Here is a 13,678-nt window from a genome sequence, read left to right on the forward strand (position 1 = left end):
CGCATAGTAGAGTGAAGCGGAGGGAGGTTCCGTATGAGCACACCCACCACCACACCCAACCCCACCGAAACACACCCCCGCCGACGCCGAGCAGACGCCGAACGCAACCGCGCCCGCATCCTCGACGCCGCCCGCACCCTCTTCACCCAACACGGCACCCACGTCTCCATGGACGAAGTAGCACGCCACGCCGAAGTCGGCATCGGCACCCTCTACCGCCACTTCCCCACCAAAGCAGACATGGTCGAAACCGCCTCACAACAACGCTTCGGCGAAATCCTCACCTACTACCGCACCATCAGCCACAACAACGCCGAACCCCTCGAAGCACTCCACCTCCTCCTCACCCGCATCGCCGAAGTAGAAACCCGCGACCGCGGCTTCGCCACCGCCCTCACCGACACCAACCTCGGCAGCCAGAAACCACCCAGCCCCCTCCGCAAAGACCTCGAAACCGAACTCACCGCCCTCATCACCAAAGGCCAGCACACCGGCACCATCCGCACCGACATCGACCCCACCGACATCCTCCCCCTCACCTGCGGACTCACCGCCATCGTCCACCGCGACACCGGCAACTGGCACCACTACATCAAAATCACCCTCGACGGCCTCAAACCCCAACGAGCCCCCTCCGCGTGACCAGAGGGTGTCCTCAGGCGGATACACCCTTGGCCAGCAGGAGTTGCCGTGCCTGCGCCAGAGTCGAGTCCAGGGACAGTTCGTCGCCGTCCAAGGGGACGCCGAATTCCCGTTGCAGCAGCAACAGGAATTCCACCACGCCCAGCGAGTCCAGGCCCGCGGCCCTGAACGAGCCGCCGCCGTGCAGTACTTCGGCCTTGCCCGGAAAGTGCTGGTGCGTCAGTGCGCTGATCCGAGCCGCCAGGGTGCTCATCCTCGATGTCCTCACTCTCGGGTGTGCGGTGGAACACTGCTTTCTCGGTCGCCGACGGCTTCCGCCTCTCCGGCAGTGGTCGGTGGGATCGCGCGCACCTCGGGCCAGCTCAGCGCGACCGACCCCCAGGTGAGGCCGCCTCCGAAGCCCGTGAGCACGACCCGGTGCCCCGCGCGCAGCCGCCGTGCCGCCGCGGCGTCGGCCAGCGCGAGCGGGATGGAAGCGGCCACCGTGTTGCCCACCTCGCCCAGATGCCGCGCCACACGTGCTGCGGGCAGCCCGAGCCGGCCCGCGCAGGCGTCCAGAATCCGGCTGTTGGCCTGATGAGGCACCAGGAGGTCGATGTCCTGGAGGTCCCAGCCCGCCCGCCCCAGCACGGAGCGCACCGACTGCTCCATCCGCTGCACCGCCCGCATGAACACCCGCGGGCCGTCCATCCGGAAGTAGTGCCCGGCCGTCTTCGTGATCAGTTCCGCACCTGTGCCGTCGCTGCCCAGGTCGACGGCGCACACCGCGCCTCGTTCCGCCACGCGTCCGCCTCGCAGCACCACCGCACCCGCTCCGTCCCCGAAGACGGCTCGGGTTGCGCGGTCGGCCGGGTCGGTGAGGGTGGAGAAGGTGTCCGCGCCGACGACCAGCGCGGTACTCGCCGCCCCCGAGGCGATCAGCCCCGCACCGGTGGCCAGCGCGTAGACGAACCCGGTGCACACCGCCGCCACATCGAACGCGGCGGCGCCGGTGAGCCCGAGCCGGGTGGCGACCGAGGGCGCCGTGGCAGGGCAGGCCCGGTCCGGACTGCTGGTGGCCAGGACGACGGCGTCGACGGCGGCCAGTCCCGCCGAGTCCAGCGCTCGCCGCCCCGCCCGTACGGCCAGGTCGCCGGTGTTGCTCCCCGGGGCGACGACGTGCCGCCGCCGGATGCCGGTACGCGCCCTGATCCACTCGTCGGAGGTGTCCAGTTCGGCCGCGAGCATGTCGTTGGTGACGACGTGCGGAGGTACCCAGGCGCCGAGGCCGCAGATGACGGCTGAGCGTTCCACGGGCGCTCCCCTACGAACTCTCGGCCGACGTCGCGGGGTGGGGCGGGGGCGGGCGGTAACCGCGCTGCTCGGCCAGCCGGTTGATGCGGGCGGCGCGGGCGACGGCCCGCAGCGTGCGGGGGACCACCCGGGCGGAGAAGAATCCCATGCCCTTGCGGGGTCTGCTGAAGAACTCGCAGTCGTTGCGCAGGAGTTCAGTGATCATCTGGTCGTGCGTCCCGATGTCGAGCCGCAGGAAGGTACGGGAGGTCGGGTGCAGCGTGCGGGGCCAGTCGCGGCCCGCGTCCAGGTGCGCCCTGGCACGCTCGATCTCGAAGCGTACGAGCGCGCGCAGCGGCCGGGCGGCCTGACCGCTGCCGACGAGCTGTTCCAGGCGCTCCCGGTCGAGCCCGAACCGGGTCAGGTCCTCGTCGGGCAGATAGAGGCGGCCCAGCTCCAGGTCCTCGTGGATGTCCCAGAGGAAGTCGAGGAGCTGGAAGGCGGTGATGGTCCGCCGGCACAGCTCCTCGGCCTCTGGTCGCTGCGGTTCGAAGATCTGGTTGACCCACACGGCCGGGAGGAGCGTGACGGGCTGGATGAACTGGTCGAGCTGCTCGCCGGTGGCGTACGCGGTCGTCGTCAGGGCGCGGCGCTGGCCCTCGAGGTATTCGGGGACCCGGTGGAGCGGCAGGTCCCAGGTGCGCATGACATGGACGAGGGCGCGGGCCAGTGCGGCGTCCGCCCGCTCGTCGCCGGAGGCGTGCGGTGCCGGGGTGGGCGCCCCCTCGTCCCGTGCGCGGGCGTGGAAGGCGCGTTCCCATTCGGTGAGGCGCTGCGCCCGTACCGCGATGCTGCGCGCGGAGTCGTCGACGATGTCGTCGACGTAGGTGACGAAGGCGAAGAAGGCGTCGAGGTAGGGCCGTTTGGCGCGGGGGAAGAGGTAGTGCGCGCTGAACCTGCCTCTGCCGCGTGCCCGGAAGAGGGCGGTGCTGGTGGCGTAGGCGGCGCGCAAGCCGGGGTCGGTGATTCCCGCCAGGTCGAGATCGCGTTCGGTCATCGGGCGGCTCCTGGGTCCGGTGGTCCGTGCCGGTGCGGATGGCGGTCCCACCGGCCCGGGCGTCGGCGCGGGCAGTGCGGGGGCCGGTGCACGCGGTACGTCGGCTCGTCCGCCGGGAGGAAGTTCGTGAACGGCGGGACCTCCTCCCGGGTGAGCCGCAGTTCGAGCACGCCCGGCAGCCGCTGGTGGCGCAGCTGGTCGGCGAGGGCTTCGGCCAGCTCACCGGCCGTGGCCGCGCGGCCGGTCCACAGGCGGTCGGGCGTACCCAGCCCCCGGGCCACGGCGGTGACGTCGGCGGGCGTGTAGCCGACGGCCTCGATCCGGGAGCCGAAGAAGGTCTGCTGGCGGGTGGCGCACATGCCGTGCATGCCGTTGTTGAAGACGACGTAGAGGATGGGCAGGCCCAGCTCGATGGCCGTGTGGATCTCCAGGCCGCACATGAGGAAGGCGCCGTCGCCACAGAAGACCACCGTACGGACACCTTCGGCGGCGCCGAGCTGGGCGCCCGGCGCGGCACCGAGGCTGTAGCCCATGCCGCCCATGCCCAGGGCGATGGTGGAGGTCGATCCCGGCGGCACCGAGGAGTAGTGCATCGCCGCGACGCTGCAGTTCCCCGCGTCGAAAAGCAGGTGCCCGCCGCTGGGCAGATGCCCGTCCAGGAGTGCCACCGCCTCGCTCTGCAACAGTCCGTCAGCGGCGCCCGTGGAGGTGCCGGGCAGGGGCTCGGCAAGCCGGGGGACGAATCTGCGCAGTTCGTAGCCCTCCAGGGGAGGGGCGGTGAACGGGGCCGCGGACAGCAGGGCGTTCAGCTGCTCGAAGACGGCGCCCGCGTCGCCGGTCACGGCGCTCCCGGCGGCGGCGGACCTCAGCAGCGGGGCCGGGTCGACGTTGACGGCGACAACCTTGGCCGCCTCCCAGACGGGCAGCGCGGCCCTGGTCATCGTGCCCAGCCCGGTGCCGACGGCCACGACCAGGTCCGCGTCGTGCATCGCGTAGGAGGCGGCGGAGGGGTGGCCTCCAGCGCCTATCACGCCCAGGTACAGCGGATCACCGTTGGGGAACTCGGCGCGGGCGCCCATGGTGGTGGCCACCGGAATGCGGGCCCGCCGGGCGAAGCGCAGCACCGCCCGAGGGTCGCTGGACCGGCGCAGGCCGTGGCCGATCAGCAGCAGCGGGGCGGCGGCCTCGCGCAGCCGGAGCAGGAGGTCGGCGACGTCGCCCGGGTCTCCTCGCTGGGCCTCGCGGAAGGCGCACAGCTCCCGCGGCCAGTGCGCGGGCCGCGGTCCGACGTCCAGCAGGCAGCGGTCCCGGGGCAGCAAGAGGGCGACGGGTCCCATGCGGCGGGCGAGCGCCGTACGGATCGCGTCCTCGAACTGCTCCCAGAACAGGGCTGGTTCACCGATCCGGACGGTCTTCTTGGTGACGGACTCCAGCAGCCCGGCCGCGTCGACGCTGTGGCCGATGCCGGAGGCGTCCTGGAAGGCGCCGAGTCCGTCCAGGGCGGCGGGCGGCTGGCCCACCAGGGCGAGCACGGGCACGGATTCCGCGTAGGACTCGGCCAGCCCGGCGGCGAGGTTGAGCATGCCGCCGCCGGACGTCGAGCAGCACACGCCCAGGGTCCGGTGCACGCGGGCCCGCGCGTCGGCCATGAACGCGGCGCCGTCCTCGCGGCGGGTGAGCACAGACTCCAGCCTGCCTCCGCCGAGCCGGTGGACCGCATCGTGCACGTGCTCGATGTTGGCTCCGCTCACTCCGAAGAGATAGCGGGTCTCCAGATCGCGCAGCGTGGTGACGAGCGCGTCAGCTGTCCGCACGGTGTCCCCTCACGGCGGAGGTCAGCCGGCCTGGAAGCGGTGTTCGAGGATCTTCTTGAGGTTGCCCAGTTCGATGGAGTGGCCGGCGTGGAACATCGGCCAGATGTCCCCCACCCACATGCGGTCGGTGCGCGACCGGCCCTCCTCGATGTACGCGGGTACGGGCGTGGTGGCGCGGTCGTAGTACGGATGCCGGCAATTGGTCCACAGGACCACGGTGCCCGGTGTGCCCAGGACCTTGGCCGAATCGATGAGGGTCAGGTAATAGCGCATCCACAGTTCGTGGCCCTGATCCCAGGCGCACGGGTAGACCACGACTCCTTGTTCGGGCCCTTTCTGGGAGTCGGCGCGAAAGTAGATCTGGGTGTCCGGCTGGATCATCTCGCGCGCCCGGTACAGCCCGCCGCCGAGGTGCACGGCTTCGCGGATGCTGTACGTCCATTCCTCCAGCGAGCGGGCATTGGCACAATATTCGAACGCCATATCGTACGGGACGGCGATGTGCTCGGAAAGCGAGCAGAACCGTCCGTACACCTCCGCGTGCGGGTAACTCTCCTTGGTACGGGCGCGCATCAACGCGACCATGTCGTCCTGTGTCGTGTTCTCGTTCCGGACCAGTTCGAGACCGGCCAGATCCGACCGGTCCAGCAGGTAGTTCTGGGCGAGACCCGATTCGTCCGGCGTCCAACTCTTCACGCTTTCTCCTCACCGATACTGGGACGGTCACTGAGCAGGTCGCAAGGTCGGGCGCGGAGGGCGCGGAGGAAACCACCGGAGCGGACGAACCGCCGCCGTGTGGCGCGGCCGGGGTGTCGGCCGGTCAGCCTGTCCAGCGCCAGACCATGGCGGACACCATTTCCCCGCCGTGCGTGAAAGTGGCGAAAGCGATCACGTCACCGGCGGATATCCGCTTCTTCTCGAGCGCGTCGGCGAAGGTCACCGGCAGCGAACTGTGGAACATGTTGCCGTAGGACGCCAGCGTGTCGTGCGCTCTGTCGGACGGGATTCCGCAGCGTTCCCGCCATTCGGCGAGATAGCGCGTGTTGGGCTGATGCGTGATCAGGCACGACACCTCGGCGGCGCTGAGCCCCGCGTCGCCGAGGACTGCGGAGACCGCACGCGGCAGCTGCTCCATGGCCGCCTGCCAGAGCCTGATCAGCATCTTCTCGCTGAACTTGACCGTGAAGGGGCCCGCAGCCCGCGCCCAGTACGGCAGGCTGACGCCGTCCACCTCGTCCGGCTCCACGCGCAGCGCGCCCCAGTTCTGGCCGAGGGCCCGCTCATGGACGGCGAGCACGGCGCCGCCCCCGGCTCCGGTGTCCTCGGCGCTCCCGGCGACCAGGAGCGTCGCGGAGGCGCCGTCGCCGAGGACCCGGGATTCCGGGGAGAGCTGGAATTCCTCGAGCCGGGAGACAAAGTTGGTGACAGTGACCACGGCGACGGTTCGGTAGCGCCCCGAACCGATGTACGAGCGGGCGGCGTCGAGAGCGGAAATCCAGGAGCAGCAGCCGTTCTCGACGTGCAGTACGGCGGCGGAGTCCGCGCCGATCGCGTGCTGGACCGCGGTGCCGATACCGGGCGAGAAGACGTCGTTGAACTGCGCGGAACAGATGAGCAGATCGATCTCCCCCGGCCGCACGCCGTTTCGCTGCAAGAGCTTGGAGAGAGCGGCGGTGCCCAGTTCCGCAGAGGTGTAGTCGGGTGAGGCGAAGCGGCGTTCGGCCACGCCTGCGAAGAACTCGTGCGCTTCCATCGGGCCGGTACCGGCCTCAGCCGGTAACTCGTCATTCCGCACCACTCGTTCGGGAAGGAAGCTGACAACATCGACGATACGCGCCATGGGCGGCCTCCGGGAATCCCGACGCTGCCGAACAAGCGGACGAGGACGTGCGGCGAAGGCCGCGCCACACCCCTGTAGTGACGGCAACCCACCTGATCTCTGAGCGAGTTGACCCGATTCAGCGACCGGACGACTCGCGAAGCCAACTGTATGCCGCGCAATTGAGGTGTTCAACACCCGGATGGCGAAATCGGTGCCTCTGCCCTGGCCCGCACGTACGCGGATGAACGAGATTGCCCCGGTCATTCGCGAATGACCGGGGCAATCTCGTTCATTTGTACGGCACTTCGTTCAGCAGCGCTTGGCGCTGACTCCCTGATAAGTCACCGCAGAACCGGCCGGACGCAGGGTGCCGAGCGCCGAGGTGCAGTCGGCCACCGTGGCCGTGCCGTGCGACCAGTACTCCTGGCCGTTGCTGTCGAGCCAGGTGCGCTTCCCCGCGGTCCCGTCCGTGTCGTAGTTGTAGATCCCGACGCTGACGTCGTAGTCGTCCTCCTTCTGGCGGAAGCTCTCCCACACCCACAGGTAGCCGTAGTTCTCCTTGCACTTGGGCGAGTAGAACTGCTTGACGGACGCGATCTGCACGCCTCCGCGCTTGATGGCGGCGGTGCCGCCGATCTGATAGGCGTCGGGGCACACGTCGGCGCCCTGCGCCTTGGCACTCTTCGGATTGCCCTCGGCCGAGGGCGCGGTGGACTTGGGCGTGTTGCGCTCGGAGGGTGCCGGAGCCGGTCCGCTGCCCGCCGCCGCGGTCCCGGCCGGGACCAGGACGAAGGCACAGGCGATGGCCGCGATGGCGATCCTGCGTGAACGCATGGTGGTTCCCCCTTCTCTCTTCGGCGTCACATGTGACATGTGACCTGTGAGATCTCACCGAGGCGCCTGGCACCGCGCTGGTCACCCCTCCGTCCGCCAGGGACGAGGGGACGCCGGCCATGCGCTTCGGCTGTCAGGTGAGACACGCGAAACGGGCAAAGGGTTGTGGTTCAGTTCACAGCGGTCGGTGGACCGAGAGTGTGAAGGAGGCGGTCACCTCGAGGGAGCCCTCCAGCAGTTCGGCCCGGCGGGCCGCCTCACCTGCGCCCAGGTGGTGGCTGGAGGGGCCCATGGCCACCGCGTTCCGCACGTCGCGGGCGGGCAGCGTGAGGGGGTACTCCAGCGTCTCGGTGTGCTCGGGCCCGAAGTGGTCGGCCAGCGTACGCCGGAGCCGCTCCTCCTTGTCGGCGTCGACCGACAACGTGCCCATCCGGTCCCGCAGTTCGGCCAGATGCCGGGCGTTGGGCGTGACCACCACGAGCGCTCCGCCGGGGCGCGTCACCCGGCGGAACTCGGGGCCGTTGCGCGGGGCGAAGACGTTGAGCAGCACGTCGACCGCGCCGTCCCGCACCGGCAGCGGCCTCCATACGTCCCAGGTCGCCGCGCCCGCCCGCGGGTGGGCGCGGGCGGCGCGGCGCAGGGCGTACTTGGAGGCATCCAGGCCGAGCCCGGCCGCACCGGGAACGGCGTCGAGCAGCGCGGCCAGGTAGTAGCCGGTGCCGACTCCGGCGTCCAGGACCGCACCGCCGGGCGGGCACAGCGGCGCGGCCAGCGCTGCCAGCCGCCGGGCGAGCGGCGCGTAGTGGCCCGCGCGCAGGAAGCTCTCCCGCGCCTCGACCATGGAGGCCGTGTCCGCGCTCCCGACGCGCATGTCGCCCGTCAGCAGCCCGGCGTACCCCTGCCGGGCGACGTCGAAGGTGTGCCGGTCCGCGCAGCGCAGGGACGCGCCCGCGGGCCGGAGCACACCGCCGCACAGCGGGCACACGAGCAGGTCGAACGGGCCGCGCTCCCCCGTGCCGCCTTCCCCCACGGGTCAGCTTCCGGGCGCGGCCCTGCGCGGGGCCGGCCGCTGCGGTGCGGCCGCGCGGGCCGAGGAGCTGCGGCGCGCCTGGGCCGAACGGCTGCGGCGGCCACGGCTGGGGCTGCCGGAGCGTTTGGCGCGCTCGGTCCGCTCGGGGGCGGGCGCGGTGACCGTGACGGGGACGCCGGAGGGCTCCCGGGCACCGGTGACGCGGGTCAGCTCGGTGTCACCGGGCCGCACCTGCACGGTGTGGGCGGTGATCGCGGCGGCGGCCATCAGGCGGGTCATCTCCCGGCGCTGGCTGGGCAGTACGAGGGTGACCACGCTGCCGGACTCCCCGGCGCGGGCGGTGCGTCCGCCCCGGTGCAGGTAGTCCTTGTGGTCGGTCGGCGGGTCGATGTTGACGACCAGGTCCAGCCCGTCGATGTGGATGCCGCGGGCGGCCACGTTGGTGGCGATCAGCGCGGTGACGTGGCCGTTCTTGAACTGCTCCAGGGTGCGGTTGCGCTGCGGCTGGGACTTGCCCCCGTGCAGCGCGCCCGCCCGTACGCCGTTGGACAGCAGCCGCTTGGCCATCCGGTCCACGGCGTGCTTGGTGTCCATGAACATGATCACCCGGCCGTCGCGCGCCGCGATGTGCATGGCGGCGGCGTTCTTGTCGGCCTCGCTGACGTGCAGCACGTGGTGCTCCATCGTCGTGATCGTCCCGGCGGAGGGGTCGACCGAGTGGACGACCGGGTCCGAGAGGAAGCGGCGCACCAGCTTGTCGACGTTCCGGTCCAGCGTGGCGGAGAAGAGCATCCGCTGGCCGTCCGGCTGCACCTGCTCGAGCAGCGCGGTGACCTGCGGCATGAAGCCCATGTCGGCCATCTGGTCGGCCTCGTCCAGGACGGTGATGGACACCTGGTCCAGCGCGCAGTCGCCCCGGCCGATCAGGTCCTTCAGACGCCCGGGGGTGGCGACCACGACCTCCGCGCCGTTGCGCAGGGCGCCGGCCTGGCGCCCGATGGATATGCCGCCGACCACGGTGGCCATGCGCAGCTGCACCGCGCGGGCGTACGGGGTGAGCGCATCGGTGACCTGCTGGGCCAGCTCGCGGGTGGGGACGAGCACCAGCGCCAGGGGGCGGCGGGGCTCGGCGCGCCGGCCGCTGATCCTGCCCAGCAGGGCCAAGCCGAAGGCGAGGGTCTTTCCGGAGCCGGTACGGCCCCGGCCCAGGACGTCGCGTCCGGCCAGCGAGTTCGGCAGGGTGGCGGCCTGGATGGGGAACGGAGCGGTGACGCCGTTCGCGCTGAGGGCCGCCAGCAGCGGGGCGGGCATGTCCAGCTCGGCGAACGACTCGGCCGCCGGAAGCGAGGGGGTGGTGCTGACCGGAAGCGCGAACTCGCCGCCGGCTGCGGGCCTGCCGCGGCCCTGGCCACCGCCCTGGCCGCGGCCAGGGTTCTGGCCCTGCGGGCGGGGGCGCTTTCGGCCGCTGAGCGGCTGGCGCGAGAAGCGGTCATTGGTACGGGGGGAACGGTGGTTCATGCGAACCTTCCTCGGGACGGCACGTGTCGAGGAGGTCCCGGCGGCAGCTGGCCGCACATGGAATCGCAAGAACGAACCGGTTTAGGAGTGGGATACGAAGCGGAGCCGGAAGTGTTCCGGCGGCCGGGCTTCGACCGGTGGTGCTGAAAGTACCCGCCTCGGGCGGCGGCGGATTCCCCGGACCGGAGATGTCCGCCCGCCGCCGTCGGTCACGCGGTGGGCACAGGCACGGGCCCGCACCTTTGGTGCGGGCCCGTGTCGCGCGGTTGGGCCGCGCCGGGGATCAGATGAGGTTGATGCTCTCGGCCTGCGGGCCCTTGGGGCCCTGCGTGACGTCGAACTCGACCTTCTGGCCCTCGGCCAGCTCGCGGAAGCCCTGCGCGTTGATGTTGGAGTAGTGGGCGAAGACGTCGGCGCCGCCGCCGTCCTGCGCGATGAAGCCGAAACCCTTTTCGGCGTTGAACCACTTCACGGTGCCTGTAGCCATGTCATTCTCCTTCGGGGAAGTGGAACGCGCACTTTGCGCGCTCCGGGGCGTTGCGATGATCACCCGACCGGAGAAAACACCGGGAAAACAAAAATGCGCCTGAAGGTTCAGAACCAGCAGGCGCACACAAGAATCCATGGGAACCACAACTGCAACTGGAACCAATGTAGCACGGCCCGGCCCGGCGGTGCCGGAAGCCGGTCCGCGGAGCCGCGATGTCGCGGACCGGGGCGGTTCCGGGCCGGGACGGAGCGGCCCGGGCCGGCCCGGAAGATCCGGACCGGCCCGGCCCCGCTCAAGCGGATTCGGGGCTGCCGCCTCAGACCCGGGCGCCGTTGTCCTCCCGCGTCCGCCCGTCCGCCGTCCGGCTCCGCGGCCGGCTGCCGCCGTCCGAGCCCTTGCGGCTCCGGGTGGAGCGCCCGGGGCGCGGCGGCGGCATGCTGCTGCGGGCCTCCAGCGCGATGGCCAGCGGCGCCGCGGTGAACATCGAGGAGTAGGTGCCCACCACGACGCCGATCAGCAGCGCCAGTGCAAAGTCCCGCAGCGTGTCTCCGCCGAGGACGAAGAGCGCGCCGAGGACGAAGAGCGCCCCCAGGCCGGTGTTGACGGTGCGTGGGAGCGTCTGGAGCACGGCGCTGTTCGCGACCTTGGCGAAGGGGGACTTGCGGTCGGCCGCCCACAGCTCGCGCACCCGGTCGAAGACGACGACCGAGTCGTTGACGGAGTAGCCGATCACGGTGAGCAGCGCCGCCAGGAAGACGCCGTCCACGGGCTTGCCCAGCCAGGCGAAGACGCCGAGCAGGATCAGCGTGTCGTGGGCCATGGCCGCCACGGACGAGGCGGCGAAGGTCCAGCGGAAGCGCACGGCGAGGTAGCCGAGCTGGGCGGCGAGGGCCACGCCGAGGGCGATCAGGGCGTTGCGCCGCAGTTCGTCGCCCAGGCTGGGGCCGATCATCTCGTCGCTGGTCTTCTCGGTCTTCCCGCCGATCTCGGACAGGGCCTCATGGACCCGGGCCTCCTGGGCGTTGGAGAGCTCCCCGGCCCGTACGGAGACCCCGCCGTCCTCCGAGGTCTGCACGACCGCGCGCGAGTGGCCCGCCTCGGCGACGGCGTCCCGGGCCGCCTCGGCGCTGACGGGGCTGCTGGTCGTGTACTCGACGAGCCGTCCACCGGTGAACTCGACGCCGAACTCCAGCCCGCGTACCAGCAGCCCGCCGGTGGCCAGGACCAGGGTGGCGGCCGAGGCGGCCAGCCAGCGGCGCCGGTGGCGCATCAGGTCGGGAGCGCGCTGGGTGAGCCAACGGCGTACGCGGCCCGGCCCGGCGATGCCGGTGAGGCGGGGCCGGGCGGCGACGGCCCGGCGCTGCACCGCGAAGTCGGCCAGGACGCGGGTGATCAGAAGTGCGCTGATCATGGAGGCGAGCACGCCCAGGGAGAGGGTGACGCCGAAGCCGCGCACCGGCCCGGAGGCGAGGAAGAAGAGCAGGGCCCCGGCGAGCAGGGTGGTGATGTTGGAGTCGGCGATGGCGCTCAGCGCGTTGCGGAACCCGGAGTCGAGCGCCGTGGACAGCCTCCTGGCGCGCCTGCCGCGCCGGGCCTCGTACTCTTCGCGGGCGCGTTCGAAGACCAGTACGTTCGCGTCCACCGCCATGCCGATGGCGAGTACGAATCCGGCCAGGCCGGGCAGGGTCAGCGTGGCGCCGACGGCGAGCAGCGCGGCGTAGGAGATCAGGGCGTAGCAGGCGAGGGCCAGCGCAGCCAGGCCGCCCAGCAGGCGGTAGACGCCCACGATGAACAGCGAGGTGAGCGCCACACCGATGACGGCCGCGCGGGCGCTGGCCTCGATGGCCTCGTCACCGAGGGTCGCCCCGATCGTGCGCTGCTCGATCACCTCGACGGGCACGGGCAGGGCGCCGCCGTTGATGAGCAGACCCAGCTCCTTCGCCTCCTGCTGGCTGAAACTGCCGGTGATCTGGGTCTCGCCGCCGGTGATGCCGGTGCCGCAGGCGACCGAGGGGTCGACCTGCGGAGAGGAGATGATCTTCTTGTCCAGGACGATGGCCACGCGCCGTTGCACGTCGCCCGGCTGCGCGCAGGCGGCCTCGCCGGTCAGCTGCGCCCAGTCCCGCTCGCCTTGGCCGCGCAGGTCGACCGAGACGAACCAGCCGCCGCCGCGCTGCTGGTCGATCAGGGCCTCGGCGCTCTCGACCCCGCCGCCGGTGAGCGCGGCCGGGCCCAGCCGTACGCGCTGTCCGGACTCGTCGGTGAGGACCTGCTCGGAGCCGGGGCCGGTGGCCTCGCCGTCCTTGCCCGTGCCCTTCTTGCCCGTGCCGTCCTTGCCCGTGCCGTCGGCGGGCCCGGCGGCGCCGAGCACGGGGTGGAAGCTGAGCTGTGCGGTACGGCCGAGGACTTCCGCGGCCTCGCGCGGGTCCTGCACTCCGGGCAGCTCGACGATGATGCGCTCGTCCCCGGAGCGGACCAGGTTCGGTTCGCTGACGCCCAGGGCGTCGACGCGGTGCCGCAGCACCTCCAGGGTGCGGTCGGTCGCCTCGCGCCCGGCCTTCGTGGTCGGTGAGTCCCGGGTCTCCAGAACGATGTGGGTCCCGCCGCGCAGGTCGAGGCCGAGGCGGGGGGACTGGCTGAGGGCGAGGTAGCCCGAGAGGGCGACGACGGCCAGCGCGAGCAGCGCCCGCAGTCGGGTGGCACGGGTCATGGGGTCTCCAGCAGGCATGCCGCGGCGGGGGTGCCGGCGCGACGGGAAAGGGTGGGGTCAGCTGCCTGCGGGAGCGGGAGGTGCGCGGCCGGTACGCGGACCGGCGTACTGGAGGCGTTCGGCGCGGCTGTCGGTGTCGGCGAGGGTGTCCCGGTGCGGGGGCGGGCCGTACGAGGCGTGGCCGGTGAGGGCGACGGGGGCCGCGGGATGGGCGAGGTGGCGTTCGGGTGTGCTGTCGCGGACGGCACGCGGGACGGCGGCGCACAGGTCGTCGCAGGCGTCGTCGGCCTGCGGTGCGCCGGTGCCGAAGTCGGACGCGGCGCCCGGGACCGCGGCGGACGCGGACGCGGCGAGACTCTGCGCCTGGGTGGCCGGGAACAGCGCGCACAGGAGCGCCGTGAGAACGGCCAGCCACCGCAGGCGCGCCACGGTGCCGCCGCGCCGGAGGGGCGCGGCGGCGGTGCGGGTGCGCCGGGCCATGCCCCCTCC

The 13,678-nt window shown here is 71.8% G+C and carries 13 protein-coding genes; 1 reads left to right on the forward strand and 12 read right to left on the reverse strand.

Translation table 11 applies throughout. The features are described from left to right. Positions 1-33 precede the first annotated feature (33 nt). Complete coding sequence (locus H299_RS0127425; RefSeq protein WP_027751027.1) at positions 34-642, forward strand: TetR/AcrR family transcriptional regulator; 609 nt, start codon at positions 34-36, stop codon at positions 640-642. A 13-nt stretch (positions 643-655) separates the two neighbouring features. Here the strand turns inward: H299_RS0127425 and H299_RS36605 are convergent, their stop codons facing one another. The 12 genes from H299_RS36605 to H299_RS0127485 all read right to left on the reverse strand — a co-directional run bounded on the left by H299_RS36605 (position 656) and on the right by H299_RS0127485 (position 13,669). Then, complete coding sequence (locus H299_RS36605) at positions 656-895, reverse strand: acyl carrier protein (protein WP_037761076.1); 240 nt, start codon at positions 893-895, stop codon at positions 656-658. A gap of 11 nt (positions 896-906) precedes the next feature. Further along, positions 907-1,935 (reverse strand): beta-ketoacyl-ACP synthase III, encoded by a 1,029-nt coding sequence (locus H299_RS0127435; RefSeq protein ID WP_027751028.1) that lies wholly within the window; start codon positions 1,933-1,935, stop codon positions 907-909. 10 nt (positions 1,936-1,945) lie between these two features. Beyond that, positions 1,946-2,971: a squalene/phytoene synthase family protein gene (locus H299_RS36610; RefSeq protein ID WP_051262921.1), complete on the reverse strand. Its 1,026-nt coding sequence runs from the start codon at positions 2,969-2,971 to the stop codon at positions 1,946-1,948. Beyond that, positions 2,968-4,785 (reverse strand): thiamine pyrophosphate-binding protein, encoded by a 1,818-nt coding sequence (locus H299_RS36615; protein WP_078513097.1) that lies wholly within the window; start codon positions 4,783-4,785, stop codon positions 2,968-2,970. Before H299_RS36615 ends, H299_RS36610 begins: the two co-directional genes overlap by 4 nt. 21 nt (positions 4,786-4,806) lie before the next feature. Then, positions 4,807-5,481, reverse strand: a complete 675-nt coding sequence (locus H299_RS0127450) for a hypothetical protein (protein WP_037761078.1) — start codon at positions 5,479-5,481, stop codon at positions 4,807-4,809. Between the two features lie 124 nt (positions 5,482-5,605). Beyond that, positions 5,606-6,538, reverse strand: coding sequence for a 3-oxoacyl-ACP synthase III family protein (locus H299_RS0127455; protein ID WP_486587456.1), 933 nt, complete (start codon positions 6,536-6,538; stop codon positions 5,606-5,608). Positions 6,539-6,916: 378 nt separating this feature from the next. Continuing rightward, a complete protein-coding gene (locus H299_RS0127460) occupies positions 6,917-7,441 on the reverse strand; it encodes a hypothetical protein (protein WP_027751031.1) in 525 nt (174 codons plus the stop codon). 175 nt (positions 7,442-7,616) lie between these two features. Next, a complete protein-coding gene (locus H299_RS0127465) occupies positions 7,617-8,432 on the reverse strand; it encodes a putative RNA methyltransferase (RefSeq protein WP_486587481.1) in 816 nt (271 codons plus the stop codon). Between the two features lie 42 nt (positions 8,433-8,474). Continuing rightward, the gene (locus H299_RS0127470; protein ID WP_027751033.1) at positions 8,475-9,989 is read right to left on the reverse strand and encodes a DEAD/DEAH box helicase; all 1,515 of its coding nucleotides are present in this window, start codon (positions 9,987-9,989) and stop codon (positions 8,475-8,477) included. A gap of 283 nt (positions 9,990-10,272) precedes the next feature. Then, on the reverse strand, positions 10,273-10,476 hold the full coding sequence (locus H299_RS0127475; RefSeq protein WP_027751034.1) for a cold-shock protein: 204 nt from the start codon (positions 10,474-10,476) through the stop codon (positions 10,273-10,275). A 319-nt stretch (positions 10,477-10,795) separates the two neighbouring features. Next, a complete protein-coding gene (gene secD / locus H299_RS36620; protein ID WP_078513098.1) occupies positions 10,796-13,189 on the reverse strand; it encodes a protein translocase subunit SecD in 2,394 nt (797 codons plus the stop codon). Positions 13,190-13,246: 57 nt separating this feature from the next. After that, positions 13,247-13,669, reverse strand: coding sequence for a hypothetical protein (locus H299_RS0127485; protein WP_027751035.1), 423 nt, complete (start codon positions 13,667-13,669; stop codon positions 13,247-13,249). Positions 13,670-13,678: the final 9 nt, after the last annotated feature.

This window comes from Streptomyces sp. CNH287 (assembly GCF_000424825.1).

Excerpts from the sequence above, each read along its gene's own strand:
- H299_RS0127460 (WP_027751031.1), bottom strand. The coding sequence starts at position 7,441 with ATGCGTTCACGCAGGATCGCCATCGCGGCCATCGCCTGTGCCTTCGTC.
- H299_RS36605 (WP_037761076.1), bottom strand. The coding sequence starts at position 895 with ATGAGCACCCTGGCGGCTCGGATCAGCGCACTGACGCACCAGCACTTT.
- secD (WP_078513098.1), bottom strand. The coding sequence starts at position 13,189 with ATGACCCGTGCCACCCGACTGCGGGCGCTGCTCGCGCTGGCCGTCGTC.
- H299_RS0127470 (WP_027751033.1), bottom strand. The coding sequence starts at position 9,989 with ATGAACCACCGTTCCCCCCGTACCAATGACCGCTTCTCGCGCCAGCCG.
- H299_RS0127425 (WP_027751027.1), top strand. The coding sequence starts at position 34 with ATGAGCACACCCACCACCACACCCAACCCCACCGAAACACACCCCCGC.
- H299_RS0127475 (WP_027751034.1), bottom strand. The coding sequence starts at position 10,476 with ATGGCTACAGGCACCGTGAAGTGGTTCAACGCCGAAAAGGGTTTCGGC.
- H299_RS36610 (WP_051262921.1), bottom strand. The coding sequence starts at position 2,971 with ATGACCGAACGCGATCTCGACCTGGCGGGAATCACCGACCCCGGCTTG.
- H299_RS0127485 (WP_027751035.1), bottom strand. The coding sequence starts at position 13,669 with ATGGCCCGGCGCACCCGCACCGCCGCCGCGCCCCTCCGGCGCGGCGGC.
- H299_RS0127455 (WP_486587456.1), bottom strand. The coding sequence starts at position 6,538 with ATGGAAGCGCACGAGTTCTTCGCAGGCGTGGCCGAACGCCGCTTCGCC.